Origin of the sequence: Parvularcula dongshanensis (assembly GCF_014199615.1) — a bacterium.
Taxonomy (GTDB): Bacteria; Pseudomonadota; Alphaproteobacteria; order Caulobacterales; family Parvularculaceae; genus Parvularcula; species Parvularcula dongshanensis.
In genome coordinates this window covers 1055467-1080867 of sequence record NZ_JACHOB010000001.1, presented here as the reverse complement: position 1 = coordinate 1080867, position 25401 = coordinate 1055467, and the positions used below count along the sequence as shown (strand labels likewise).

At 68.4% G+C, this 25401-nt stretch carries 24 protein-coding genes and 2 pseudogenes; 6 read left to right on the top strand and 20 right to left on the bottom strand.

The genetic code is table 11. The features are described 5' to 3' along the window. Positions 1-99 precede the first annotated feature (99 nt). The 3 genes from GGQ59_RS05255 to GGQ59_RS05245 form a co-directional block, all read right to left on the bottom strand. A complete protein-coding gene (locus tag GGQ59_RS05255; protein ID WP_183816469.1) occupies positions 100-1032 on the bottom strand; it encodes a DnaJ C-terminal domain-containing protein in 933 nt (310 codons plus the stop codon). Positions 1033-1101: 69 nt separating this feature from the next. Further along, positions 1102-3504, bottom strand: a complete 2403-nt coding sequence (locus GGQ59_RS05250; protein ID WP_183816467.1) for a baseplate megatron protein TIM-barrel domain-containing protein — start codon at positions 3502-3504, stop codon at positions 1102-1104. A gap of 256 nt (positions 3505-3760) precedes the next feature. After that, entirely contained in the window at positions 3761-4207 is a 447-nt protein-coding gene (locus GGQ59_RS05245) for a YcgN family cysteine cluster protein (protein ID WP_343074256.1), read from the bottom strand. A gap of 126 nt (positions 4208-4333) precedes the next feature. Between GGQ59_RS05245 and GGQ59_RS05240 the strand changes: the two genes are divergently transcribed. Then, positions 4334-6424, top strand: a complete 2091-nt coding sequence (locus tag GGQ59_RS05240) for a PBP1A family penicillin-binding protein (protein ID WP_183816466.1) — start codon at positions 4334-4336, stop codon at positions 6422-6424. 18 nt (positions 6425-6442) lie between these two features. Here GGQ59_RS05240 and GGQ59_RS05235 read toward each other — a convergent pair whose 3' ends face one another. Further along, positions 6443-6748 carry a DUF1491 family protein gene (locus GGQ59_RS05235; RefSeq protein ID WP_183816463.1) on the bottom strand — a complete coding sequence of 102 codons (306 nt, stop codon included), beginning with the start codon at positions 6746-6748 and terminating at the stop codon, positions 6443-6445. Then, on the bottom strand, positions 6745-7788 hold the full coding sequence (locus tag GGQ59_RS05230; protein ID WP_183816461.1) for an ATP-binding protein: 1044 nt from the start codon (positions 7786-7788) through the stop codon (positions 6745-6747). The genes GGQ59_RS05235 and GGQ59_RS05230 overlap by 4 nt, the downstream gene beginning before the upstream one ends. Before the next feature lie 285 nt (positions 7789-8073). On the opposite strand from GGQ59_RS05230, the gene GGQ59_RS05225 reads away from it, so the two are divergent. Then, positions 8074-9045, top strand: coding sequence for a hypothetical protein (locus GGQ59_RS05225; RefSeq protein ID WP_183816459.1), 972 nt, complete (start codon positions 8074-8076; stop codon positions 9043-9045). Between the two features lie 46 nt (positions 9046-9091). Continuing rightward, positions 9092-9499 carry a SufE family protein gene (locus GGQ59_RS05220; RefSeq protein ID WP_183816457.1) on the top strand — a complete coding sequence of 136 codons (408 nt, stop codon included), beginning with the start codon at positions 9092-9094 and terminating at the stop codon, positions 9497-9499. Here GGQ59_RS05220 and GGQ59_RS05215 read toward each other — a convergent pair. The 6 genes and pseudogenes from GGQ59_RS05215 to GGQ59_RS15545 all read right to left on the bottom strand — a co-directional run. Continuing rightward, complete coding sequence (locus GGQ59_RS05215) at positions 9496-10047, bottom strand: cytochrome c oxidase assembly protein (protein ID WP_183816455.1); 552 nt, start codon at positions 10045-10047, stop codon at positions 9496-9498. The two genes, GGQ59_RS05220 and GGQ59_RS05215, sit on opposite strands and share 4 nt — an antisense overlap. Continuing rightward, positions 10047-10247 carry a protoheme IX farnesyltransferase gene (locus GGQ59_RS05210; protein ID WP_183816453.1) on the bottom strand — a complete coding sequence of 67 codons (201 nt, stop codon included), beginning with the start codon at positions 10245-10247 and terminating at the stop codon, positions 10047-10049. Before GGQ59_RS05210 ends, GGQ59_RS05215 begins: the two co-directional genes overlap by 1 nt. Beyond that, a complete protein-coding gene (locus GGQ59_RS05205; RefSeq protein WP_183816451.1) occupies positions 10240-11184 on the bottom strand; it encodes a heme o synthase in 945 nt (314 codons plus the stop codon). Before GGQ59_RS05205 ends, GGQ59_RS05210 begins: the two co-directional genes overlap by 8 nt. A 63-nt stretch (positions 11185-11247) precedes the next feature. Then, entirely contained in the window at positions 11248-13020 is a 1773-nt protein-coding gene (gene ctaD / locus GGQ59_RS05200; RefSeq protein ID WP_183816449.1) for a cytochrome c oxidase subunit I, read from the bottom strand. A gap of 12 nt (positions 13021-13032) precedes the next feature. After that, positions 13033-13524, bottom strand: a pseudogene (locus GGQ59_RS15385) (cytochrome c oxidase subunit II); the annotation flags it as partial. Positions 13525-13863: 339 nt separating this feature from the next. Then, positions 13864-14322 (bottom strand): annotated as a pseudogene (locus GGQ59_RS15545) (cytochrome c oxidase subunit II transmembrane domain-containing protein); the annotation flags it as partial. Between the two features lie 153 nt (positions 14323-14475). Here GGQ59_RS15545 and GGQ59_RS05190 point away from each other — a divergent pair. Together GGQ59_RS05190 and tldD are read left to right on the top strand one after the other, a co-directional pair. After that, positions 14476-14973, top strand: coding sequence for a hypothetical protein (locus GGQ59_RS05190; RefSeq protein WP_183816445.1), 498 nt, complete (start codon positions 14476-14478; stop codon positions 14971-14973). Positions 14974-15022: 49 nt separating this feature from the next. Continuing rightward, positions 15023-16438, top strand: coding sequence for a metalloprotease TldD (gene tldD, locus GGQ59_RS05185; protein ID WP_183816443.1), 1416 nt, complete (start codon positions 15023-15025; stop codon positions 16436-16438). On the opposite strand, the gene GGQ59_RS05180 is transcribed toward tldD, so the two are convergent. Next, positions 16435-16887, bottom strand: coding sequence for a J domain-containing protein (locus GGQ59_RS05180; protein WP_183816441.1), 453 nt, complete (start codon positions 16885-16887; stop codon positions 16435-16437). The genes tldD and GGQ59_RS05180 overlap by 4 nt on opposite strands. Before the next feature lie 60 nt (positions 16888-16947). Between GGQ59_RS05180 and gluQRS the strand changes: the two genes are divergently transcribed. After that, on the top strand, positions 16948-17778 hold the full coding sequence (gluQRS, locus tag GGQ59_RS05175; RefSeq protein ID WP_183816439.1) for a tRNA glutamyl-Q(34) synthetase GluQRS: 831 nt from the start codon (positions 16948-16950) through the stop codon (positions 17776-17778). Here the strand turns inward: gluQRS and GGQ59_RS05170 are convergent. The 8 genes from GGQ59_RS05170 to GGQ59_RS05135 all read right to left on the bottom strand — a co-directional run bounded on the left by GGQ59_RS05170 (position 17741) and on the right by GGQ59_RS05135 (position 25386). Continuing rightward, entirely contained in the window at positions 17741-18160 is a 420-nt protein-coding gene (locus GGQ59_RS05170; RefSeq protein ID WP_183816437.1) for a helix-turn-helix domain-containing protein, read from the bottom strand. The two genes, gluQRS and GGQ59_RS05170, sit on opposite strands and share 38 nt — an antisense overlap. A 263-nt stretch (positions 18161-18423) precedes the next feature. Beyond that, a complete protein-coding gene (locus GGQ59_RS05165; protein WP_221400868.1) occupies positions 18424-20190 on the bottom strand; it encodes a Na(+)/H(+) antiporter subunit D in 1767 nt (588 codons plus the stop codon). Then, entirely contained in the window at positions 20187-20951 is a 765-nt protein-coding gene (locus GGQ59_RS05160; protein ID WP_183816435.1) for a methyltransferase domain-containing protein, read from the bottom strand. The genes GGQ59_RS05165 and GGQ59_RS05160 overlap by 4 nt, the downstream gene beginning before the upstream one ends. Continuing rightward, positions 20948-21301, bottom strand: a complete 354-nt coding sequence (locus GGQ59_RS05155; protein WP_183816433.1) for a hypothetical protein — start codon at positions 21299-21301, stop codon at positions 20948-20950. The genes GGQ59_RS05160 and GGQ59_RS05155 overlap by 4 nt, the downstream gene beginning before the upstream one ends. Next, positions 21298-22782, bottom strand: a complete 1485-nt coding sequence (locus tag GGQ59_RS05150) for a proton-conducting transporter transmembrane domain-containing protein (RefSeq protein ID WP_183816431.1) — start codon at positions 22780-22782, stop codon at positions 21298-21300. Before GGQ59_RS05150 ends, GGQ59_RS05155 begins: the two co-directional genes overlap by 4 nt. Beyond that, positions 22782-24299 carry a proton-conducting transporter transmembrane domain-containing protein gene (locus GGQ59_RS05145; protein WP_183816423.1) on the bottom strand — a complete coding sequence of 506 codons (1518 nt, stop codon included), beginning with the start codon at positions 24297-24299 and terminating at the stop codon, positions 22782-22784. The genes GGQ59_RS05150 and GGQ59_RS05145 overlap by 1 nt, the downstream gene beginning before the upstream one ends. After that, on the bottom strand, positions 24299-24952 hold the full coding sequence (locus tag GGQ59_RS05140) for a sodium:proton antiporter (protein WP_183816421.1): 654 nt from the start codon (positions 24950-24952) through the stop codon (positions 24299-24301). Before GGQ59_RS05140 ends, GGQ59_RS05145 begins: the two co-directional genes overlap by 1 nt. Then, on the bottom strand, positions 24946-25386 hold the full coding sequence (locus GGQ59_RS05135) for a Na(+)/H(+) antiporter subunit B (RefSeq protein WP_183816419.1): 441 nt from the start codon (positions 25384-25386) through the stop codon (positions 24946-24948). Before GGQ59_RS05135 ends, GGQ59_RS05140 begins: the two co-directional genes overlap by 7 nt. Positions 25387-25401 lie beyond the last annotated feature (15 nt).

The window sequence follows — 25401 nt, the reverse complement described above, 5'->3', positions numbered from 1 at the left end:
TCAGAACGATGGCTACAAAGTGGCGATTCCCAACTTAACGGGTACTGTCCACGCGCTTAAACCTGCGTAAGCTGTCCTACAGTAGAACAGGGCGCCGGATCAGGAAGCGCGGCGGAGCATGTCCTCGCGTGGGTCCGCCTCGCCTTCTTTCCAACTCTTCAGGAAGGCTTCGAGCGCCGGGTCCGGCTTCTCCGGAAGAACGATGCGGGTACGGGCGATGAGATCGCCGCTGGTCCCCGTCTTGCTGTTCTTCAGGCCTTTGCCGCGCAGCCGGAACGCCGTGCCGGAAGAGGTGTTCGCCGGCACCCTGATCGCGACGGTGCCCGTCACGGTCGGGACCTCCACCTTGCCGCCCAGCACCGCTTCCCTGAGCGTCACCGGCACGTCGATCGCCAGGTTGTCGCCTTCGATACGGAAGAGGCCGTGCGGCTTGACGCTGACGTCGACGAAGACGTCGCCCGCCGGACCGCCATTGATGCCGGGGTTGCCGCGGCCGCGCAGACGCAGGGTCTGCCCGTCGCGCAGGCCTTCGGGGATCGTCACGTCGATCGTCTTGCCGTCCGGCATGGCGACGCGCTTCGTGACGCCGCGCGCGGCCTCGAGGAAGTCGACCGACAGGCGGTAGCGCACGTCGCGCCCCTTCTGCGGCCGCGGCGCGCGGGGGCCGCGCGGCCCGCCAGCCCCGAAGAGGTCCGAGAAGATGTCACCGATGTCCTCGAAGCCGCCGCCCGAAGAGGTGCTTCGATAGCCGCCCGAGCGCCCGCCGAACGGGTTGCCGCCGCCACCGCCGAAGCCTGGCGCCCGCTCGTTCCCGTCCGCGTCGATCTCGCCGCGGTCGTAGCGTTTGCGCTTCTCTTCGTCCCCGACGATGTCGAACGCGGCCGAGACCGCCTTGAATCGGTCCTCGGCGGCCTTGTCGCCCTGGTTGCGGTCGGGGTGATACTGCTTGGCGAGCTTGCGATAGGCCTTGCGGATCTCATCCGCCGAGGCCTGCCGCCCGACGCCGAGCACGCTGTAGGGATCCTGTGCCAATCGCTGTTCGCCTCGAGAAAACTGCCCCCGCATATCTTAGGAAAGCGGGCGCAGTTTCAAGGGATGCGGTCACAGGCGGAGGCGTGCGGGCCTGCCGGGGCCCACGAGAGCGGAGAGCTGCTGAACCCAGACTTCGGTGGCCCCCGCCGCGTCAACGAGGGCTTCGGGCGCGCCGACCTCGGTCCGCGAGCGCTCGCCGGCCTCGTCCCAGACGGTGACGCGGTAGCGCTCCTCCGCCTCGCCGAGCGGCGTGTCCTCACCCCAGGCGTCGCCGCCGATGCGGCTCCGACGGACCCAGGAAAGAAGCGTCCGCGCGTCTCGCGCCGCCGCCCGAAGATGCGCCGGCGCGAAGGGCCGCGCGCTGACGCCCGCGACCGAGACCGGCACCTCCGCGAAGGGGAACCGGCCCGGCTGCGCACCCGCCGGCCCCGCCTGCCAGGCTGCTGGCGTGCCGAGTGCGTCCGCGGGCAGCGCCAGCGTCTCGGCGCCGCTGAGGAAGACGATGCGGGTACCGGACAGCGCCCCCTGCGCCGCCTCGTCCTCCGTGCCTCGCTGGCCGCGAAGGAGCCTGGTCAGCCGCCAGGTGCCGTCCTCGCCGAGGACGGCGTCTTGGTACTGGAGCAGCTCCCACCCCTGGCCGACCCGCACCGCGGCGTAGCCGCCGCCCGACAGGACGGCTTGGCGATCGAGGCTCGACAGCGCCCCGGCGGAAAGCCTCACTCGCAGCACGCTCGCACGGTCCCACCGCGAGGTCGGCCCCGGCGGCAAATCCGCCGCGAGGCGCCCGACCAGCGCGGGCGCGGCGACCATCGCCGCGCGCGGTGCCTCCGCCCCCGGCCCCGCATGGATCGCGACCGCCCCCGGCCAAGGCTCGGCGAAGGCTGCGACGTGCAAGAAGAGGCCGTCCGGCTCGCCGGGAAGGAGCGGGATGTCGAGCACCTCGGCGACCACCGGCCCCTTCGCCCGAGGCAGCGGCGACGCCGTGCCCGAGAGGCCGGTGTAGCGCGCGCGGTAGAGCGAGGGGTCGGTCGCGACCGCCTCGACCTCCCGGTAGTCCCCGTCCGCAACCGCCGTCAGGCGCAACGTGCGGCCTTCGAGCGCCACGACGTCGGCGGGCTCGAAGCGTAAGTCTCCTGGCGGCAGCGAGAAGCGGGCCCCTTGGTCCGACGAGGCCGCCTCCGCGAGAAGACAGGCGAGCCGCCCCTCCGCTTCGCCCTGCTCCAAGACCACGGCGGTGACGAGCGCACCCGCCTGCCCCGACCGCGCGTCGGGCAACGCCGCATCGGCGTGGCCGGTGCGATAGTCCGAAAGCCCGTCCGTGTAGGTCAGAGAAAGGCTCGTCGCTCGTTCAGCGGGCGCCCCTCGGTTCGCGATCAGGATCGTCTCTCCGGTATCGACGAGCTCGCGAGGGTCCAACGCTTCCTCCGCGTCTCGGCCCCGGGGCCGCACGATCAGCACGCCGTCCCGCTCGGTCGCATCGAGCTGGTAGAGGTCGAAGAGCGGTTGCAGCGCGTCGCGACCCGGCATCGGCCGGTCGATGACGTAGCCCGTGACGAGGGCGGCGCAGGCCGAGGCGTCGACGGCGTGAAGCCCCGACGCTCGCGCGACCTCCTCGATCAGCGCGCCGAGCGGCACCTTGCCCGCCCGCCCGTTCAGCCAGTGCCCATAGGTCCAGTTCTCCGCGTCCGACCAGACGTCGCTTCGGACGGGGAAGTCCGGGAAGGGCCTCGCGTCCCAGGTGTAGAGGAAGACGCGCGAGGGCTCGACCATCGACCCGCCGTAGACCGGCGAGAGCGGGTTGTTCTCCGCCTTCGTCCAGTAGGACAGGTGCGCCTCGATGAACCGCCGCTGGATCAGGTCGTCGCGGTTCCGGTCCGAGTGGTAGGGAAAGAAGGACTCGGAGGACTTCGGGTCCACGAACACGTTGGGCTGGTTCGCGCCCTTGTCCGCCGCGCTGCAGCCGATCTCGTCCGACCACGCCGCTTCGTACTGATACCCGCGCAGGCCTTCTGGGTCGGCGGCGGAGAAGACGTGCGCTTCCGCCCCGTTCGGCCAGACGAGGCTGTGCCGGGAGAAGACGTAGCGCGGCCGCTCCGCCTCTGGCCCGATGTGGGCGAGGCCCGAGGGGCCCTCGATCATCACCTCGCGGGCGTCCTCATAGGTCTCGCCGACGAGCGCGATCCGCCTCGCCCCGCCGCGCACGACCTCCGCGATCCACTCAGCGCCCGCCCTCGTCTTGCCCGCCCCCCGGCCGCCCAGCAGGAGCCACGTCGTCCAGTCCCCGGGCGGCGTCTCCTGATCGAGCCTTCGCCAGTCGCTCCAGAGCGTCAGGGTCCGTCGGCAGGCCTCTGGCCTCCAACCGTCGAGCCAGCTCTCCCTTCCCGAGAGCAGCAGCATGGCGCCGCAGTCGGCGTTCCAGCTCTCGCCGAGATCCGTCGTCTGCTTCGGGGGCGGGGTGTCGGTCGCGTTCATTCAGGTCCATGCTCAGGATCTTCTCGACGTTGGTACGGTGCGTGCTGATGATGCGCCCGCGCTTCTCCGCAGCCGCGACGTCTTCGGGCTTCGACCAGTCGAGACCGAGGAGGATACCCGCGTAGTCGCAGGTCAGGCGCAGGACGCCCGCCGCGAGGGTGGCGCCCGCATCGTCGTCATCGGGGGGCAGACGCGCCTCCGTTCAGCTTACGGAGAGCGCAGGTTAGGCCAGCGGCAGGTTACGGGGATAAGTCCGTCAGTCGCGCTCTCGCGTGACGTAGCGCCAGAGCTTCGACGCCTTCACGCGGGCTTCGGAGCGAAGGTCCTTCGAGACGGCCTCGCCGGCCTCTTCGACGCTCTCGGGCCGCCCGCTCACCAGCGGATGCCAGTCGGCGAGGTCCCGGCCCTCGGCGAGCCGGCGATAGGCGCAGCTGCGCGGCATCCAGGATAAAGTGCCCGCGTTCTTCGGTGTCACCTGAACGCAGCCGGGCACGAGGCGCAGGCGGTCCGCATAAGCCGAACAGCGCCGGGCCTCGGGATCGAAGAGGCGGCACGACACGCTCGTCTCGTACAGCTCGCCCGTATCTTCGTCCTCGAGGAGCACCATGCAGCACTTCCCGCAGCCGTCGCAGAGGCTCTCCCACTCCGCCTCGGACATCGCCTCGAGGGGTTTGGTCTTCCAGAAGGGGGACGGCTCTGTCACGAAGACTAGCTAGCGAGCATGGCCCTCCGCGCAACCGCCCCTTATGGTCGCGCAAATCGTGGAGCCCGAATCCTGCCTGATCGCCGTCGCTCTCACGCCGCCTTCGGCCGAAGCCTTCTCGTCGCCGTGCGCGACGGGTCTGCGCAGTCTTGGCGAATCGTTCGGGCCGCTTTGCCGCTGGCGGGGCGCGGGGCGGGGCGGGCCGCCGCGCTCCTGCCCGGGCTGCTGCTCCCCGGGCTCGCCCGGTCCCTGCTCGTCGCGGGGTCGGCCGGCCTCACCTTCGCCTGCGTGGCGTTGATCGCGAACCTCCGTTTCGCCGCCGCGGTGCTGCCCGACCAGGACATCGATCTCCTCTCGGCCGGCCGGCCGATCAGCCTCACCATCCTCGACAGGAACGGCGAGCGCATCGGCACCCGGGGACTCGAATACGACGAGGCGGGACGGCGCATCGCCGCCTCTCACATCAGCTACTTCGACCCGGTGCCGCTCTCGGACCTGCCGCCTTACGTGGTCGACGCCTTCATCGCGACCGAGGACCGCCGGTTCTGGCACCATCCGGGCTTCGATCCCAAGGGCCTCGTGCGCGCCCTCGTCGCCAACCTCGAAGCGGGCACGGTGGTCGAGGGCGGCAGCACGATCACGCAGCAGCTGGCCAAGAACCTCTTCCTGAGCGCCGACCAGACCTTGATGCGCAAGCTCACGGAGATGCAGCTCGCGCTCTGGCTCGAGGCGCGGCTGACCAAGGAAGAGATCCTCTCCTTGTACCTCAACCGCATCTACCTGGGCGCGGGCACCTACGGCATCGAAGCGGCGGCGGACGCCTACTTCTCGAAGGATGCGCGCAGCCTGAACCTCGCAGAGGCGGCACTCCTCGCCGGGCTGCCCAAGGCGCCCTCCTCGCTCGCCCCGACCTCGAACCTGGAAGGGGCGCTCTCGCGGTCGCGCGAAGTGATCGACAACCTCGTCGAGACCGGCCGGATCGACCCGATGACCGCCCACGTCGCCAAGGTCGTGCCGCCGGACCTTGCCCTTCGGGAGCGCAGCGCGGGGTTCGGCTACTTCCTCGACCGGGTGACGGAGGACGTCTACGCGCGGTTCGGCCGGCTGACCGAGGACATCACCGTCACGACGACCCTCGATCTCGGCCTTCAGGTCGAGGCGCAGGAAGCGGTCGCTGCGTCGCTCGACGACGAGGCGGTCGAGCGCGGCGCAAGGCAAGCGGCGCTGATCGCCTATGACGCCCGGGGCGGGATCGTGGCCATGGTCGGCGGCCGCTCCTACGAGCAGTCTCAGTTCAACCGGGCGAGCCAAGCCAAGCGGCAGCCGGGATCGGCCTTCAAGCCCTTCGTCTTCCTGGCGGCGCTCGAGGCGGGCTTCGATCCCGACACCATCGTGGTGGACCAGCCCGTGCGCGTCGGCGACTGGACGCCGAGCAACTACAACAGCCGCTATCGCGGCCCGCTGCGCCTATCCTCGGCCGTCGCCGCCTCGGCGAACTCGGTGGCGGTCCAGGTCAGCGAGGCGATCGGCCGCGAGCGCGTGGTCGACGCCGCGCGGCGCGTCGGCATCGGCCGGACCCTGGAGCCGCTCCCGTCGCTGGCGCTCGGAACGCTCGAATTGACGCTCGAGGATCTGACGGCCGCCTACCTTCCCTTCGCTCAACAAGGCAGCGAGGTCTCCGGCCACGTGATCGAACGGGTCGAGACGCGGACGGGCAAGGAACTCTACGCCTTCTCGGACATCGAGGGCTTCAAGGTCCTAGAACCGGCCATGGCCGGCGAGATGACGCGGATGCTCGCGAGCGTCGTGGAACGAGGCACCGGCCGCGCCGCCGGCCTTCCGGACCGGCCTTCGGCCGGGAAGACCGGCACGACCAATGATTGGAAGGACGCCTGGTTCATCGGCTACACGCCGCAGCTCACGGCCGGGGTATGGGTCGGCAACGATGCGGCCGACCCGATGAACGGCGTCACAGGCTCGTCCTACCCGCTGGCGATATGGCGGCGCTTCATGACGGCCGCCCATCGCGGCCTTCCGGTTCTTCCCCTCGACGAGGGCAAGCCGGGCCTGTCCGGTACCGAGCCGCTGGCGGGCCTGTACGCAGGCCTGCGGGGCGACCTCGTCCGAACCGCCTACGGCGCGGACAACGAACGCCTTTCCCGCCTCGGACAGGAAGGACGGATCGTCGGCCGCGCGGCGCCGGGCGTCGAGCGCTGAGCGGTCCTTCGGCAGCTCTTATTCGGCCAGGACCGCCGCCGCGCCGCGGCCGTCGAGCTCGATGACCCAGAGGTCGCGGTCGAACTCGCGCTCCTGCTCGATGCGGGACGCAACGTCCGCCTCCGTCGCCCCCTCCTCGCTGCGCGGCTGCCAGCCTTCGTCGTGAAGGTAGGCGTAGAGGCCGACGCCGCCGGGTTCCCGCGTGACGGCGTAGAGCAGGCCGGCGTCCGGGTCGCCCCGGTGCAATACGGTCGCGAAGACGCCCGCTGCCTGCGCGCGCCGGATCAGCGCGCCGGTTACGACGTGCGTCTTGAGGCGGTTCAAGCCCGCAGCGGGTTCGCGCCCGCCACCGCCTCGAAGGGCAGCGTCACCGTCGCCGTCGTTCCCTGCCCCTCGGTCGAGGCGAGCTCCAGCTCGCCCCCATGAACGCGGGCCAGTGCTTGGCTGAGCGACAGGCCGATGCCGGTACCGCGCGCGCCCCGGACCCCTTCGGCCCGCGCCTGCTTGAACCGGCGTCCGACCAGCTTGAGGTCCCCCGGCGACATGCCGACGCCCGTATCTTCGACCACCACGCGAATCTCTCCGCCGAGCGGTTCGACCCTCACCGAGACGCCGCCCTTCGCGGTGAACTTCAGCGCGTTGGAAAGGAGGTTCAGCATGATCTGCCGGACGATCTTCGGGTCCAGGAGCAAGAGCGGCAGGCCGCTCGGCACGTCGCATCGCACGTAGAGTCCTGCGCTCTCGGCTTGGAGCCGCACGATGTCGGCGCAAACGGTGACGAGCGCTCCGAGATCGGTGGGCTCGCGGTTCAGCGTGACCTCGTTCGCTTCGGCCTTCGAGAGGTCCAGAAGATCGGTGACGAGCCCGAGGAGGTGCTGGCCGCTGTCGTGGATCACCCGGGCGTAGTCCTGCACGCGCGCTTCGGGCGCCGTGCCCAGGCTGTCCTGGCGCAGCGCGTCGGCGAAGCCGATGACGGCGCCCAGCGGCGTGCGGATCTCGTGGCTGACATTGACGAGGTGCTCCGTCCGCTTCGCCGCGAACCAGGCCGCGTCCAGGCTCTCGGCCCGCAGGGCGGCATCGCGGCTCGCCCTGTCCGACACGTCGCGCAGCACGCTTCGGAACCCCTTGTCCGTGCGGGTCAGGGTCACCTCGAGCGGCCGCCCCCCCGCCGCCCGCGCCTCGAAGCGGGAGAAGCCCGTCCGCGCCGCCTCGTCCAGGGCGCTCAGCGCCGCGGCGTGATCGTCGGCCGCGATCGCGTCGGTCAGCCTCGCCCCCCGCACGGCGGCCGGGTCGATGCCCAGTACGGCCGACGCGTCCTCGGAGACCCGAAGGAACCTGCCGTCTCGCTCGTGCAGAGCGAGCACGTCGCCGCCCCCCCCGGACCAGAGCGCATCGCTCTGCCGCCTCGAACCGCGTCCTGATCGTAAACGACTCACCAGCATGCGTTAACGATACGGTCGGGCTTGTTAACGGAAGCTGAAGGCAGAGCCGGCAGGGTCGCCGACTGGGCTGAGGGCGGCACGGCGAGAGCTAAATTATCGGTCACTGTCCCGTTTCGGGACCTCAGGATGAAGTGACCGTGATAGCATGGGAAGGGCAGGTCCATCATGGCGAAACGACTGGATCGAGAAGCTTTCTCGGAGGGTAGAATGGGTGTGAAGGCAGGTATCTGCGGCGCGATCGGTCTCGCCGCCATCGTGGGATTCGCGTCGGCTGGCGAGGCCGTGGTGCCGACGGCATCGGCGCAGGAGGCCTCCTCTCTGCTCGAGAGGACGGCGTCCGACTACGTCTTCCTGCGCACGGACATCGACTACATCGGCAGCTCGCCGGTGAAGGACGCCAAGGGCATGCGCGAAGCGCACAACCGCCTGGCTTCCTTCGATCCGGAAGCGCTCGCCCGTGGCTGGGTCGCCTATGCCGCCCTGGTCGCGGCCGACACGCCGAGCTTCGCCGAAGCGATCGAGCAGCGCACCAACAAGCCCAAGAAACGCGAAGCCTTCCTGAAGGAGCTGCGCGACAACCCCGCCGTCGTGCGGAACATGGAAGGCTCGGAAGAAGCCATCGCGGCGATCCGCGCCGTCGCCGCGCGCGACGCGACCAAGATCAACGCGCTCGGCGACAAGTTCATCGATGACGCCTACCAGATGCAGGCCTTCGGCTGGGCGAAGCAGAAGATTCCGGCCAACGGCTCGCAACGCGTCGCCAGTGCCCTCGCCTACGCGAAGACCCGCGCTCACCCGTCCATGGCCGTTTCGACCCGGGCGCAGACCAAGGCCGGCACCTTCCGTCCGAACCTCGCCGGGGACGCGACCTGGACGCCGATGTGGTCGGTGGATACGACCCCGCCCTCCGAGGCGGACCGGACCGGCGTCCTGATGACAAAGGCGCTCGTTCTCGCCGCGCGCTACGCGACGAACGACCTGACGGCCGAGCACCTCGACCTCTACGCCGACAACAAGACGTCCGATAAGTGCCTCGTGAACGCGAAGCTGAACCTCGACCAGTGCATCGCCGCGACGCGCACGCCCTACGAAGAGGCCTTCTGCCTCGGCGAGCACGCGCTCAACGACGTGAGCTACTGCGTCGGCTGGGTCGCGAACGCGGGCCGCATCAAAGAGTGACCCTCCCCGGCTAGCGGCGGGCCCGTCCCGCCGCTACCTGCCGGGCATGGAACCCGGTACCCCCTCCTTCGACGACATCGCGGCGGACTTCGCCTTCATCGACGATTGGGACGAGAAGTATCGCTACCTGATCGACCTCGGGCGGCGCCTCGAACCCCTCCCCGCCGAGCTTCACGACGACACGCACAAGGTCAGAGGCTGCGCGAGCCAGGTCTGGCTCGCCGTCGACGAAGCCGACGACCGGTTGCAGGTGCGCGGCGACAGCGACGCGGCGATCGTCAAGGGCCTCGTCGCCCTGATGATCTCGCTCTTTTCCGGCAGGACGCGCGAGGAGGTCTCGGCCCTCGATGCGGAGGAGAAGCTGCGCGAGCTCGACCTTCAGGACCACATCACGCCGCAACGCTCGAACGGCGTTGCGAGCATGATCAAGAGGCTCAAGGCCGAGGGTCGCTAGTCGCCGGAGGCGACGAGCTTAGCCTCGGCGTCTTCGTTCCTGTAGAAGGTGTAGCTCAGGGTGATCTCGCGGACATCGTCGAGGTTGTCGTCGTCGGCGATCGACGGATCGATGAAGTAGGTCACCGGCATCGACACGCTCTGCCCCGGCTCGAGGCGCTGCTCGGTGAAGCAGAAGCACTGCACCTTCATGAAGTAGAGCCCCGCCTTCGCCGGCTGGACGTTGAAGGTCGCCGTCCCGACGACCGGCGTGTCCGAGCTGTTCGTCGCCGCGAAGTAGGCCATGGCCGTCTCGCCGACGTGGAGGGTCTGGCTGACCTGCTCCGGCTTGAACGACCACGGCAGGCCGGGGGCGACCGTGCCGTCGAACCGGACTGTGACCTTGCGGTCGAGGACGCGGTCCGATCCTGCGTCCGCCCGCTGCGTCGTGCCGTCGAAGCCGGTCACGCGGCAGAACGTGTTGTAGAGGCTCGGCGCGGCCGCCACGAGGCCGGTCATGCCCGCGATGGCGGTGCAGACGATCAGGACGACGCGTCCGTTCGACGTCATCACTGCCCCGCCAGCCGGCCGGCTTCGATGCTCTGCGCCAGGCGCAGCACGGTGATGGCGAAGACGAGCACGCAGAACCCGACGACGCCGAGCGCGACGGCGACGTTGCGTTTGCTGCGCGCCCGCTGCTCCTCGGGCGTCGGCTCGTAGACCTCGCCGGTCGGAAGACCCTCGCGGGCGTAGTCGTGCTGTTCAGCCATGCAGTCCCAGCCAATGTTCGATCAGAAGGGCTGCGAACAGCCCGAACAGGTAGAAGATAGAGTAGCCGAAGAGCGATCGGCAGGCGGCGTTCTGTCCCGCCTCGTCCTCGCGTCGCCGCACGGCCCAGGCCCGGCGCAGAAACTCCGCCCCGGCGCCGGCGGCGATGACGCCGTAGAGCCATCCGGCCGCGGGCGTCAGGACAGGAAGGACCGCGAGCGGCGCGAGCAGGACCGAGTACCACCAGATGAGGCCGCGCGTATGCGGCGCGCCGCGGACGTTCGGCATCATCGGGATGCCGGCGGCTTCATAGTCGCCCGCCTTCAGAAGGTTCAGCGCCCAGAAGTGCGGCGGCGTCCAGACGAAGATGATCGCGAAGAGGAGCCATGCCGCGAGCGGGGCGTCCCCCGTGACGGCCGCCCAGCCGACGACCGGCGGCAACGCGCCCGCCGCGCCGCCGATGACGATGTTCTGCGGCGTTCGGCGCTTGAGGCCCATCGAGTAGATCACGGCGTAGAAGAAGATCGTGAAGGCGAGAAGGCCCGCGCCCAGATAGCCGCGTCCCGAGAGCGCCAGCACCCAGACCGACAAGAGCGCGAGGAAGCCGCCGAACGCTGCCGCCTCGGCGCGCGGCACCCGCCCGGAGGGGATTGGCCGGTTCTTGGTCCGGCTCATGACGGCGTCGATGTCCGCGTCCCACCACATGTTGAGGGCGCCCGACGCTCCTGCCCCGACCGCGATCGCGAGCAGGGAGAGAAGCGCGAGCGGCCAGGACGGGACGGGCCCGGGCGCCGCGACCATGCCGACGAGCGCCGTGAAGACGACGAGGCTCATCACCCGCGGCTTGAGAAGCGCGAAGTAGTCGCCCGGCGTCGATAAGGACATCAACGGCGTCTGCGGCCCGGCAGGACTGTAGCTCTTCGGCTCGCTCGTGTTCATCCGCTGCCTCTAACAGAAAGGGGCGCCCGAAGCGCCCCTTCCGTTCGTTCGGTGATCGACCGGTTACTTGATGACCGGCAGCTCGTTGAACTGGTGATAGGGCGGCGGCGAGGGAAGCGTCCACTCCAGCGTCGTCGCTCCTTCGCCCCACGGGTTGGCCCGGGCGCCCTTGCCGCGGCGGAAGAGCGCCGCTTCGGCGATGCCGACCAGCCAGATCAGGACTGCGGCCGCCGTGATGTAGTAGCCGATGGTCGAGACGTGGTTCCAGAAGGCGAAGCCCTCGGGGTAGTCGATGTAGCGCCGCGGCATGCCTTGCAGGCCGAGGAAGTGCTGCGGGAAGAAGATCAGGTTCACCCCGACGAACATGACCCAGAAGTGCGCTTGGCCGATCTTCTCGTTGTAGGCGTGGCCGAACATCTTCTCGTACCAGTAGTACCAGGCCGCGAAGATCGCGAAGACCGCGCCGAGGCTGAGCACGTAGTGGAAGTGCGCGACCACGTAGTAGGTGTCGTGCATGTAGTGGTCGATGCCGGCGTTCGCGAGCAGGACGCCCGTCACCCCGCCGACGGTGAACAGGAAGACGAAGCCGACGGCGAAGAGCATCGGCGTCTTGAAGTCGATCGACCCGCCCCACATCGTCGCGATCCACGAGAAGATCTTGATGCCGGTCGGCACCGCGATGACCATGGTGGCCGCCACGAAGTAGGCCTTCATGTCGACCGACAAGCCCACCGTGTACATGTGGTGCGCCCAGACGATGAAGCCGATGAAGCCGATCGCGACCATGGCGTAGGCCATGCCGAGATAGCCGAACACGGGCTTCTTCGAGAAGGTCGAGATGATGTGGCTGACGATGCCGAAGGCCGGCAGGATCAGGATGTAGACCTCCGGGTGACCGAAGAACCAGAACAGGTGCTGGTAGAGCACCGGGTCCCCGCCCCTGGCCGCATCGAAGAACGCCGTGCCGAACATGCGGTCGGTCAGCAGCATGGTGATCGCGCCCGCGAGCACCGGCAGCGACAGCACCAGCAGGAACGCCGTGACTAGCACCGCCCAGGCGAAGAGCGGCATCTTGTGCAGCGTCATGCCCGGCGCGCGCATGTTGAAGATCGTCGTGATGAAGTTGATCGCGCCCAGGATCGAGCTGACGCCCGCAAGGTGGAGCGAGACGATCAGGAGGTCCATCGCCGGGCCGCGCGTCGCGACCGACAGCGGCGGGTAGAGCACCCAGCCCCCGCCATAGCCCTGCTCCGCCCCGTAGCCGGGTGCGAAGAAGCTGAGCGTGAGCAACGTCGCGGAGGCGCCGTAGAGCCAGAACGATATGTTGTTCATCCGGGGGAACGCCATGTCTGGCGCCCCGATCATTATGGGCACGAAGAAGTTGCCGTACCCCCCGATCAGCGCGGGCATGACCATGAAGAAGATCATGACCAGGCCGTGATAGGTGATCAGCACGTTGTAGAAGTTCTTGGCCGATTCGATCCGCGCTTCGGGCACGCGCTCGACGCGGCACTGATCGCCGCCGACGAGCTCGCCGGTGGCGCAGGCGCCGTCGACGGCCGGGATCATCTCGTACTGCGCCGTGAAGTTCGTCAGGAAGGTGATTCCCGGTTCCTTCAGCTCCTGCCGCATGGCGCCGGACATGGCGCCGCCGATGATCCCCGCGAAGATCGCGAAGATCAGGTAGAGGACGCCGATGTCCTTATGGTTCGTCGAGAAGAACCAGCGGACGAAGAAGGACGGCTTGTGGTCGTGCGCATGGTCGTCATGCGCCGCGTGGTGGGCTTTGGGGTCGGCCACGGAGACGCGGTCGGCGGTGTAGGACGTGTCTGACATCGCGTCGGTCCTTTAGTTGAGGTCGGTCGTAGCGGGCGCGGCCGCGGCGAGTTGGTCTTGATTCTGGAAGAGCGGCTCGAGACCGTTGAAGTCGCGCTGCTCGTCGACCCAGGCTTCGAACTCGGGCCGGGAGACGACGCGCACAGCGATCGGCATGAACGCGTGGTCCTTGCCGCAGATCTCGGAGCACTGGCCGTAGTAGGTGCCCAGTTCCTCGGTGTAGAACCAGGTCTCGTTGAGGCGCCCCGGAATGGCGTCGATCTTCACGCCGAAGGACGGCATCGCCCAGGAGTGGATGACGTCGCGGCCGGTCGTGATGACCCGCACGGTCTCGCCGGCCGGAACGACCACGTCGTTGGTCGCGGCGAACCGGTACAGCTCGGAGGGCACCGCGTCCGGCGGTGCGATCAGCGCGTCGAACTCGAACTCGCCGAAGTCGGGGTAGGAGTAGTTCCAGCCCCACTGATAACCCGTCGCTTTGATCGTCATGCTCGGGGCCGGGACGATCTGCGATTCGTCGGCGCCGAAGAGGCCCAGGATCGGCTTACGGCCCACCCGGCTGCGTCCGCCGATGACCTCGAGACGTTCGGTCTGCGGCAAGGCGCCGGCGAGCGTCACGGTAAGCTCGGGCTCGCCGAAGCCTTCGACTTCGTACTCGTCCGTCTCGAGAAGCCGGCGCTCGCCGCTCTCGACGTTCACGGCCGCGACTTCGATATGCCGGTTGGTCTCGATCAGGCGGGAGTCGGGGAAGTCGTTGGCGACCGTGACCGTGCGCTGTCCCGGCTCGGCGACCACCTTCTGCCCGTCCGGCATGGTGTCTTCGAGGTAGAGAAGGTCGAAGGAGGGGAGCGCGATGATCAGGAGGATCAGCACGGGCACGAGGGTCCAGGCGACCTCGACCAGCGTGTTGTGGCTGAACCGGCGCGGGATCGGATTGGCGACCTTGTTGTAGCGGACGAGCACCCAGATGATCAGGCCGAGCACGAAGAAGCTGATCAGGAGCTTCATCGGCAGGAGGATGAACTCGTAGAAGGCGTGGATCTCGTTCGCGATCGGCGTGACGGCTTCCCGCATGCCCGTCCCGGTGGGGTCGGGCAGGTTCGCCTCGGTCGAAACCTCGACGCCGGTTGCCTGCGCGACCTTGGCGACCGCCTGCGATACCTCGTCGGCGGGGCCGACGTCGTCGGCCGTCTCGCTCGTCGCGGTAGCGGCACCCTCCTGCTCCTGCGCGAGGGCCTGCGGCGTGAATAGGAAGCCCGCCAGCAGGAGGCCTAGAACGGGTAGAAGGGTTCGCGCGGTCATGGGCGGCTTATAGGTCCGTGGCTGCCTGGATGTCGCCGCTTATGGGCCGGAAAAATGGTCGCATCAACACCGGCGCCTCAAACGCGGACCGTTTGTCGTTTCCGGGGTTCGGGAGTATGATTGTCGCAAACAATAATCACATGGGAGGTTGCGATGATCGCGTTGGTCTTGGCGTTGGCCGCCATGGCGGGACCGCGGACGGACGGTCCCGGCATCACCCTCCTCGCCGGGGAGGACTGGGCGAGGCGGTGCTACCTGCACGCGGTCGACACGATGCCGGACGAGGATGCGGTGAGGGACTGCGACCGTGCGGTCGCGAGCCAAGCGAACATTCGCGGCAACCTTGGCGCTTCGGTCGTGAACCGGGGCGTCGTCCGGTTTCGCCTCGGTGACTACCGGGCCGCGGCGGACGACTTCACGCTCGCGATCGACGGCTTCGGCATGAAGACCGCTCGGGTCTTTATCAACCGGGGCCTCGCTTGGGAGATGGCGTCCGGCCCGGACCTCGACCTCGAAGGGCTCGCCCGCGCCGACTACGCTCGCGCTCTGAAGCTCGACCCCGATAACGAGGTCGCGCTCGAACGCCTGCGTCAGCTCGAAAGGCCTTACATCGAACGGGAGGTCGTGTTCGACCGCGCCGTCACGAGCTGAGGCGAGAAGGCCCCTATCCTCCCCGGCCCGCCGACCCTAACTTGCGGGCATGGCCTCTCTCTTCTTCGACAGAACCGACCTCGACGCCGTCCGGACCCAAGGCGTCGTCGACGACGCCCTCTCCGGCGCCGACGACGGCGAGCTCTACTTAGAGCACAGCCAGTCCGAAGCCTTCGTCTTCGACGACGGACGCTTGAAGACGGCGAGCTACGACGTCTCGCAGGGCTTCGGCCTGCGTGCCGTCCTCGGCGAGACGACGGCCTACGCGCACGCGTCGGAGCTTTCTGAGGCCGCGCTCAAGCGCGCCGCCGCCTCGGTCCAGGCCGTTCGCACCGGCCAGGGCGGCACGCTCGCGGGCGGACCGGCTCGCACGAACACGTCGCTCTACACCGCCGACAACCCGCTAGACGGCCTCGCCTTCGACAAGAAGATTCGGCTTCTGCAGGACATCGACGCTTATGCGCGGGACCTCGACCCGCGCGTCCGGCAGGTGTCGGCGAGCCTCTCCGGCGAGCACGTCACGGTCGAGATCGTCCGCCCCGGCGGTCAGATCGTCCGCGATGTCCGCCCCCTCGTGCGCCTCAACGTCGCGGTCACGGCGGGCGAAGGCGATCGGCAGGAATCGGGCTCGGCCGGCGCCGGCGGCCGGGAGACCTACACCCGCCTCATCGATCCTCGCTTCTGGCAGGCCCAGATCGACGAGGCGCTGCGCATGGCGCTCGTGAACCTCGAAGCCGTCCCCGCCCCCGCCGGCGAGATGGAAGTCGTGCTCGGCTCCGGCTGGACCGGCGTGCTCCTGCACGAAGCGGTCGGTCACGGCCTCGAAGGTGATTTCAACCGCAAGAAGACGTCCGCCTTCGCCGGACTCCTCGGCGAGAAGGTCGCGGCGGACGGCGTCACCGTCGTCGACGACGGAACGCTCGAAGGGCGCCGGGGCTCCCTTACCGTCGACGACGAAGGCACCCCGACCTCGCGCACGACCCTGATCGAGGACGGCCGCCTCGTCGGCTTCATGCAGGACAGGCTCAACGCCCGCCTTATGGGCGTCGCGCCGACCGGCAATGGACGACGCGAAAGCTTCGCCCACGCCCCGATGCCGCGCATGACCAACACCTTCATGACCGGCGGCGAGCACAGCCGCGCCGACCTGATCGGCAGCGTCAAGGACGGCATCTACGCCGTGAACTTCTCGGGCGGTCAGGTCGACATCACGAGCGGCAAGTTCGTCTTCAACTGCACCGAGGCCTACCGCGTCCGGAACGGGAAGGTCGGCGAGCCGCTCAAGAACGTCGCCCTGATCGGCGACGGGCCGACCGTCATGCGCCGCATCTCGATGATTGGAAACGACTTCGACCTCGACCCCGGCATCGGGGTCTGCGGCAAGGCCGGCCAGGGTGTGCCCGTCGGCGTCGGCCAGCCGAGCTGCAAGATCGACCGCATCACGGTCGGCGGCGCGGGCGGCTAGGCCGCCGCGCTGCCCCGTCGCTGGCGAATGATGTCGTCGTAAGCGCCGTTTATGCGCTGGCAGACCTTGCGCGCGGCGTAGACCACCGATTCGTCCATGCCGAGGCTGGCCAGCCTGTCCGGATGGCTCGCTTTGACCTTCTCCATCCAGGCGGTGCGGATCTCGGAATCGGTCGCGGTTCGTTCGACGCGCAGCAGGCCGTAGGGATCCCGAACCTCGACGGGCTCCTGCGCCATCAGGCGGGCGGACAGGATCGCCTGCTTCGCCACGACCTCGATCTCGCCCTCTGGACTTTCGACAGGCACGAAGGCGCGCGAATCGTTGAGGAGGTCGGACAGGCGTTCGCCTGGACAGACGAACACCTCGCCCTCGACCTGACGCCCATCGGTCAGGCACAAACTTACCATGAGCTTCGACTTGCCCTGGCGGATGACGGTCTTCTCGAACATGAACGGCCTCCGTGCTGACGGGATCGTTGCAATGCCAAGGCCATGTCGGCTCGCGCTCCTATGATCGTGACCCGCTTCGCCCCCTCCCCGACCGGACTCCTGCATTTGGGCCATGCCTACTCGGCGATCCTGAACCACGACGCGGCACGAGCGCATGGCGGACGGTTCCTTCTGCGGATCGAGGATATCGACCGGGGCCGGTGCCGTCCCGAGTTCGAAGAGGCGATCTACGAGGACCTCGCTTGGCTCGGTTTGAGCTGGGACGCGCCCTTGCTGCGCCAATCGGAGAGGATGGCTGCTTATCGCGACGGGCTCGAAGCCCTGCGGGACCGCGGCCTCGTCTACCGCTGCTTCCTTACGCGTGCGGAAGTCGCCGAAGCGATGTCGGCGCCGCACGGTCCTGCGTCCGCGTTCAAGGGGGCGCCCCTGCCGCCCGCCGAGGAGACCGCCCGGCTCGAAGCGAACGAGCCGTTCGCCTGGCGCCTCGACATGGACGCAGCGGTCGCGGCCATGGGCGTGCTTCCTGTCACGGAGATCGTGGACGGCGCCCGGCATACGCGCGCTGCCGATCCGGCCCGTCACGGCGATGTCGTCCTTGCCCGGAAGGATGTCGGTACGAGCTATCACCTCGCCTCGGTCACGGACGACATCGCGACCGGCGTGACGGACGTCATTCGCGGCGAGGACCTGAAGGAAGCGGCCGACCTTCACGTTCTCCTCTACGCCCTCTTCGGTTCCGCCCCGCCCACCTACCGGCACCACCCCCTCGTCACTGACGAAGGGGGGCGGCGGCTCGCGAAGCGGGACAGGTCGAAGACACTGCGCAGCCTGGCGGACGCCGGCGAGACGCCTCTCAGCGTTCGCGCCCGGTTGGACCTGAGAAAGGGATGACGCCGCTTCTGGCTTCGCTCGGCGGCATCGCGGTCGGCCAGCCCGTACGAAGCTTCGCGAGGGCCCGCAGCCGCTCCTCGAGTTTGCAGAGGCGCTCGTCGAGCCTGTTTCCTTCGTCCCGCGCGTCTTCGACGACGGCACAGGCATGCGACACTGTCGTCCGCTCCCGGCCGAACGCGTCCGCGACCTCCTGATAGGTCAGCTGATAGCAGACATGGGCGAGGTACATCGCCACCTGCCGCGCGAAGGCGACCTCCTGCTTGGCCCGGCTCGCCGAGGCCAACGCGCTCTCCGCGATGCGAAACTCCGCTGCGACCAGTCGTCTCGCGGTGAACGCGAACCAGTCTTGCGGCGCGCCTGCGCCGCTACTCTCCAACGTCATGTTTTTGCCCTTGCCCTGGTTGTTCCGGACCACCCTCTCCGGATGTCCCATCTTACGAGACACAACCTACACGGGGACAAGTTTTTCTTGGTTTAGTGGACAGTTTTATTCGAATTGAACTGATTCAACTACAGTAAGCCGTCATTAAGAAACAGCGTCTGTTCCTGCTCGGAAATCGCTCCGTGCCCCGCTACGCGCCGCTTGCTTCTACCGAACGTTCGGATCCGGTCGTTACCGGACCCTTGCGGCCTGTAAGCTTCCGTTTACCCGGCGGCGAAGACGAGAAGCAGCGTGATCGCGAGGACGACGGCGGTCGTGAGCGCCGTGTAGCCCACCGTCCACGTCCGCGCCAAGCCGCCCTCGGGCCCGTGCGTCGCATAGAGGCGGCGGATCGTGCCGGCAGCGCCCGTTCGCGCACCGCCCCAGACCGACCGCCATGCCGCCGAAGTCCAGACGACGCCGCCCATCAAGAGCTTCCGCCCCGGCACCCGCCAGAACCAATCGACGTCGAGGTTCACCGACCGAACCTCCGCCGGGTACAGACGGAACTTCACGAGGAGCGCGAAGGCCAGGATCGCGAACATCAAGAGCTGCATCTGCGTGACGACGTGCGCCGATGTATAGGCCGTGTACTCCGCTTCGAACGGCAGAAGCGCGTAGAGCGCCGACGGCACGACGCCGATGAAGATGCACAAGAACGCGGCGATGCCCATCGCGATCAGCATGGGCAGGGGCGCCTCCTTCGGACGTGCCCGCCCGGTGATCGAAGGCGCGAAGTTGTCGTGCGCGAAGAAGGCGAAGTACGGGATCTTGATCCCTGAGTGCTCGAGTACCCCGGCCGAGGCGAAGAGGAGCGCGAGGTAGGCCCAGAAGTGGTGCTGCTCCGCCGCGGCGAGCGTGATCATCGACTTCGCGACGAAGCCGGAGAAGAGCGGGAAGGCCGAGATCGACATGGCCCCGACGATGGTGAAGACGGTCGTCAGCGGCATCGACTTGTGAAGCCCGCCGAGCTCCGTCGCCTTGGTCGTTCCGACCCGCGTCAGCACCGCGCCCATCCCCATGAACAGGAGCGCCTTGTAGATGATGTGGACGAAGGCATGCGCCGCCGCGCCGTTCAGCGCCAGCGGCGTGCCGATGCCGATGGCGCAGACCATGAAGCCGAGCTGGTTGTTCAGCGAGTAGGCCAGCACCTTGCGAAGGTCGTTCTCGATCAGCGCGAAGAAGACCGGGAAGGCGGTCATCACGCAGCCGATGACGATCAGGATGTCCGTGCCTGCGAACCCGCGCGCGAGCGTATAGATCGCGAGCTTGGTCGTGAACGCCGAGAGCATGACCGCGCCGACCGCGCTCGCCTTGGGGTAGCTGTCCTGAAGCCAGGTATGGAGGAAGGGGAACGCCGCCTTGATCGCGAAGCTGAGGAGGAAGAGGAGCGGCGCGAGGGCGACGCGGCCGTCAGGGCCGATGAGTTCGAAGCTGTTGAAGGCGAGGTCGTTCCCCTGCCCCGCCCAGACCGCGATCCCGCCCATGAGGAGGAGGCCGGAGCTGACCTGGACCACGAGGTAGCGCATCCCCGCCTTGAACGCGGCGTGCCCGCCCCCGGCCCAGACGATGAACACGGAGGAGAGCGCCGCGAGCTCCCAGTAGACGAAGAGCGTCAGGAGGTCCCCTGCGAGCGCGCCGCCGATGGCGGCGCCCGCATAGATGAGGCCCATCGACGCCTCGAGCCGCGTCGCGTGACGCCAGCCGTAGATGACGTTGAGCGCCGCTGCGACGTGAAAGATGAACGAGAAGATGAAGGAGAGCCGATCGACCCTCACCCCCGTCAGATCGAAGCCCATCACGCTCGACTGCGCGAAGAGGAGCGGCTCGCCGACGGGCGCGTTGCCGTAGGAGAGAAGGTGTACGAAGGCGATCGCGACCCCGACGACGCCCGCGACGTTCCGGCCCATGCGCGGCAGGAGCGCCGCGACGAGCCCGGCGAGGATGAGGACCATGCCGGGGCTGAGGGCGGCGGGCAGGACTTGGGTCACGAGCGCCTCCCGGCGGGCTGTGAGAGCAGGGTCTCGACGGGCAGCGAGACGGTCAGCATGCGGCTGCCGTTCGCCTCGGCGAGGCGGTCCGCGAAGTCCGTGAGGTAGCCTTGCGGATCGGCGAGCGTGCGCAGGTAGGCGCTGCCGTAAGAGGTCGAGGCGTGAAACCCTGCGAGGTCCTCGGCCGCCATTTCGAAGCGGTGCGGTACGCGGACGCGCTCGGGCGCGGTCCAGTCCCCATGCGCATCGAGCGTCCGCGCGGCGTAGTCGTGGCGTCCTAGGCGGTCGTGCATGAACGGCTTCCACCGCGCCTTGATCTCGTCCTCGATGACCGCCTTGGTCGCCGGGCCGGGGTCGGGGCGGTAGTAGGTGCAGACCGCGAGCAGCGCCCCCGGCACCGCGACCTCGGCGAGCCTCGAGAGCACCCGGGGCCCGTCGAACCAGTGGAAGGCCGTGCCGCAGGTGACGAGATCGACCTTGCCGGGCAACGGCGCGGTCTCCGCGGAAGCGACCTGCACGTCGAGGTTCGGCGCAGGCGCGATGAGCGCCGCCATCTTCGCGTCGGGCTCGACGGCGGCGACCCGCTCGAACCTGTCCGTCAACGGACCCAGCATCGCACCTGTCCCGCTGCCGAGGTCCAGGGCGACGCCCCGCCCGGCCGTCCGCGCGAGGAGCAGATCGAAAAGCGCCTGCGGGTAGCCGGGGCGGTAGCGGGCGTAGGCCTCCGCCGCGCCGCCGAAGAGGAGCGTCTCGGCGCTCACGCCTTCGCCTCGTCCATGTCGGTCACGCGCACGGCGTCGTCCGCGACGGGGTTGTGCGGCAGCTCCGCCTCCGCGCCGTCATAGTAGCCTTCGGGCCGCATCAGGATGCGGCGGAGGTGCTGCCCGGCCAGCACGATGAAGGCGAAGGAGACGAAGCCGACCACCGCGTAGAAGGCCGGGAACGCGTCCGCCGTGAAGTGCGGGTGCATCTCGTGCATCGCCGCAAGCACGAAGCCAAGCGCCGCGAAGAGGACGCAGGACGCGATGAGCACGATCCAGATGATGCGGATCGTGCGCGGCCGCTCGAAGACCGAGTGCTCGTCTTCGCGGATCTTCGGATGCTCGCTCATCGTGCCACCAGGGGTTCGAGGAAGGCCACGAGGTCGCCCATGAAGAAGAAGAGCAGCACCGTGCCGATCGCGGTGATCCACGCAGGCACGAGGCAGAAGAGCGGCGCCTCGTCAATGACCGCGGCCGGCGCGTGGCCGGAGGCGGGCGTCGGCACGGGGTCCATGAAGGCGCGCACCGCCGGGGTCAGGAGGTAGACGATGTTCATCAGGCTCGAGACGATCAGGACCGCGATGAGCCAGCCGTGCCCGCCCTGAAGCCCGCCCATCATCAGGTAGAACTTGGGCCAGGACCCCGCCATCGGCGGCAGGCCGATGATCGAGCACGCGCCGATGATGTAGGCGATCCAGGTGTAGGGCATCGCCCGCCCCGTGCCGCGCATTTCCGAGATCAGCGAGTGGTGCGCTGCGGTGTAGACCGCGCCCGCGCACATGAAGAGCGTCATCTTGCCGAGCGCGTGCGCCGCGATCTGCGTCGCCCCGCCAATGACGCCGAGCGAGGTCGCCATCATCGCGCCGAGCGTGACGTAGGAGAGCTGCGAGACCGTCGAGTAGGCGAGCCGGGCCTTGAGGTTGTCCTGCGTCATCGCGATGGCGGAGGCGAGGAGGATCGAGCCCGCCGCGATCCACATGTAGAGCTCGGACGCGCCCGAGGCGGCCAGGTAGTCCGTCCCGAAGACGTAGAGCGACACCTTCAGCACCCCGAAGACGCCCGCCTTCACGACCGCGACCGCGTGCAGGAAGGCCGAGACCGGTGTCGGCGCGACCATGGCGTTGGGCAGCCAGGGATGGACCGGCATCAGCGCGGCCTTGCCGATCCCGAAGACGAAGAGACCGAGCAGGATCACCGGCCCCGCCCCGCGCAGGTCCGGCGCGTCTGCCAGGATGCCGCCGAGCGCGAAGTCCGTCGTGCCGGTCAGAACGTAGGTCCAGATCACCGCCGGCAGCAGGAGGCCGATCGAGGTGCCGATCAGGATGCCGAGGTAGATGCGCCCCCCTGCCCGCGCCTTGGCGTCGCGCTTGTGCGTGACGAGCGGGAAGGTCGAAAGCGTCAACGCCTCGTAGAAGACGAAGAAGGTGAGCAGGTTTCCGGCGTAGGCGATGCCGAGCGCCGCGGTGATCGCGATCGCGAAGCACATGTAGAAGCGCGTCTGACCCTTCTCGCCGTTCCCGCGCATGTAACCGATCGAGTAGAGCGAGTTCACGATCCAAAGGCCCGACGCGATCAGCGCGAAGAGCGCGCCGAGCGGCTCGACCGAGAAGGCGACGTCGAGGCCGGGCAGCATCGTCAGGACCGTGACCTCGGGCCGCGCGCCGCCAGCGACGCCGACGAAGACCGTCAGCACGCAAAGGAAGGTCAAGACGGCCGTCGTCAGCGTGATCCCCTCGCGCAGGTTCGGCGCGCGGTCGGTCAGCATGATGCCGACGAAGCCGATCAGCGGCAGGATCAAGCTCGCGAGGAGCGCGGTCTCGGGCGTCAGCATCAGAACGCCCCCCCGCCGAAGCTGAGCGCGAGGAGGCCTTGGGCCGCCTCGGTGCAAAGCGCGACCAGCCCTTCGCCGTCGACGCCGACATAGACGTTGAGCGCGGTGACGACCGCCATGGGGATCAGCATGCCGAGCGGCACCGCCCGGCCTTGTACGGCCGGGGCGCCCGCTGGCGGGTCTGCGAGGAACATCTCATAGGCGACCCGGCCGATATAGGCGACGGCGAGCAGGGAAGAGGCGACGATCAGGAGCACGATCAGCAGCGAGGGAACGGCCAAGGTCGCGCCGAGCGCCGCTTCGATCAGGACGAACTTGGACACGAAGCCGGCCGTGAGCGGCACGCCGATCAGGCTGAGCCCGCCGATGATGAAGCAGGCGGCGGTGAAGGGCATCGTCCTTCCGATGCCGCGATAGTCGGAGAGGCGGTGCGACCCGATCGCGTAGTAGACGCAGCCGACCGCCAGGAAGAGCGAGGCCTTCATCAGCGCGTGGTTGACGACGTGGGTCAGCGCGGCGGCCACCCCCGCCTCCGTCGCGAACGAGATACCGAGCAGCATGTAGCCGATCTGCGCGACGGAGCTGAACGCGAGCATCTGCTTCACGTCGTCCCGGAAGACCGCGATCAGGCTGGCGACGAACATGCCGGCGAGGCCGAGGACGAGGAAGAGGCCGAGCGCGACCTCCGTAAACGGCGCGGAGAAACCGACGATCGTGAAGAGGAACCGCAGCATCGCGTAGACGGCGACCTTGGTCGCGGTCGAAGCGAGGAAGGCCGTCACCGCCGAGGGCGCGTAGGTGTAGGCGTTGGGCAGCCACCGGTGCAGCGGGAACATGGCGAGCTTCAGCCCGAGCCCCGTGACGATGAAGGCGAAGGCGGCGCGAACGACCTTGTTGTCCTGGCCTGCGAGCTTCGCATGCAGGTCCAGCATGTTGAGCGTGCCGGTCATCTGGTAGAGGAGGCCGAGGCCGATGACGAAGAAGGTCGCGCCGATCGTGCCGAGCACGAGGTAGGTGAAGGCCGCCGTCAGCGCCCGCCTGTCCTGCCGCGCGCCCATCGCGACGAGCGCGTAGGTCGACAACGAGCTGATCTCCAGGAAGACGAACACGTTGAACGCGTCGCCCGTGGCGACGACGCCGATGAGGCCGGTCAGGCAGATGAGGAAGGCGCCGTAGAAGGCCGGCGTCTGGTCGCGCCCCACCTCTTTCAGGACCGACGCGCGGGCGTACGGAAAGACGACCGCTGCCATGCCGGAGACGAGCGCCATGACGATCGCGGTCGCAAGGTCGATCCGGTAGACGATGCCGAGCGGCGCGGACCAGCCGCCGAGGTAGTAGGTGATCACCCCTTCTTGCATCACCACGCCGAGCAGCGTCGCGGCGAGCGCGAAGGTCGCCCATGAGACGAGCGTCGCGAAGAGCCAGGGCAAGCGCCCCTTCGGCAGCAGTACGCAGGCCGGCGCCGAGATCAGCGGGACGACGACGGGGAGGACGGGAAGGTGGTCGACCAGCGCCACTACGCTGCCCCCTCGGCCTGGCCTTCGGTCAGACCGTACTCTGCGGCGTTGTCCATGGCTTCGAGCGCGTCCTCTTCGACCGTGCCGTAGGCCTCTTTGATTCGCACGCAGATGGCGAGGCCGACGGCGGTCGTGGCGACGCCGACGACGATGGCGGTGAGGATCAGAACATGCGGCAATGGGTTCGAGTAGATGGTGTCACCGACGGTCCGGGTGATCTCCACGACGTCGACGCCGGGCGGGTCGCCGACCGGCACGTGCGAGGGGCTTGCGAGGAGGTCGGCGCCGGGCGCGACGTCGGCGGATCCGCTGCCCAGGGGGTGAAGCCCGGCCTCGGCGCCGTGGGCGGCCCCGGCATGCGCGTCCGCGGCGTGCGAAGCGCCCTCCCCGCCGACGGTCGCGCCGTGCAGGTCGGCAGCCCCTTCCGCGTCGTGCTCGTCACCGTGACCCTCGAGGAGGATCGGCGCCGTGCCGCCCGTGATGCGGCCGATCGAGATGTAGAAGATGAAGACCGAGGTCTGGAACAGGTTCAGCCCGATCAGGGACTTCACGAGGTTCCCGCGGCTGAACACGATGTAGAGGCCGGTCATCATCAGAACGATGACGATCCAGTAGTTGTACCGGGCGATCACGAAGTCGAGCACGTCTACCATGCGTCGTCGGAAGGTTCCGCCTCCCTGCCCGCGAAGAGGTAGAAGATCTGCAGCATGGTCGACGCCACCGCCATGCCGACGCCGAACTCGACCATCAGGATGCCAAGGTGCTGGCCCGCATTGTGGTGGCTGTCGGGGTCCAGCACGTTGTAGTCGAGGAAGTTGCCGCCGAGGAACAGGGTCAGGAACCCGGTCCCGACGTAGATCATCACGCCGAAGGCCATGCCGAAGGTCAGGAAGCGCGGCGGGATGGCACGCTTGGTCTCCTCCAGGCCGAAGCCGAGCGCGTAGAGGACGAAGGCGACGGCCAGGATCACGCCCGCCTGGAAACCGCCGCCCGGGCCGTAGTCGCCGTGAAACTGTACGTAGAAGGCGAAGAGCACGATCGGCGCGAAGAGCAGCTTGATCGTGACCCGCAGAATGACGTGTCCCATGCCCATCAGATCAAC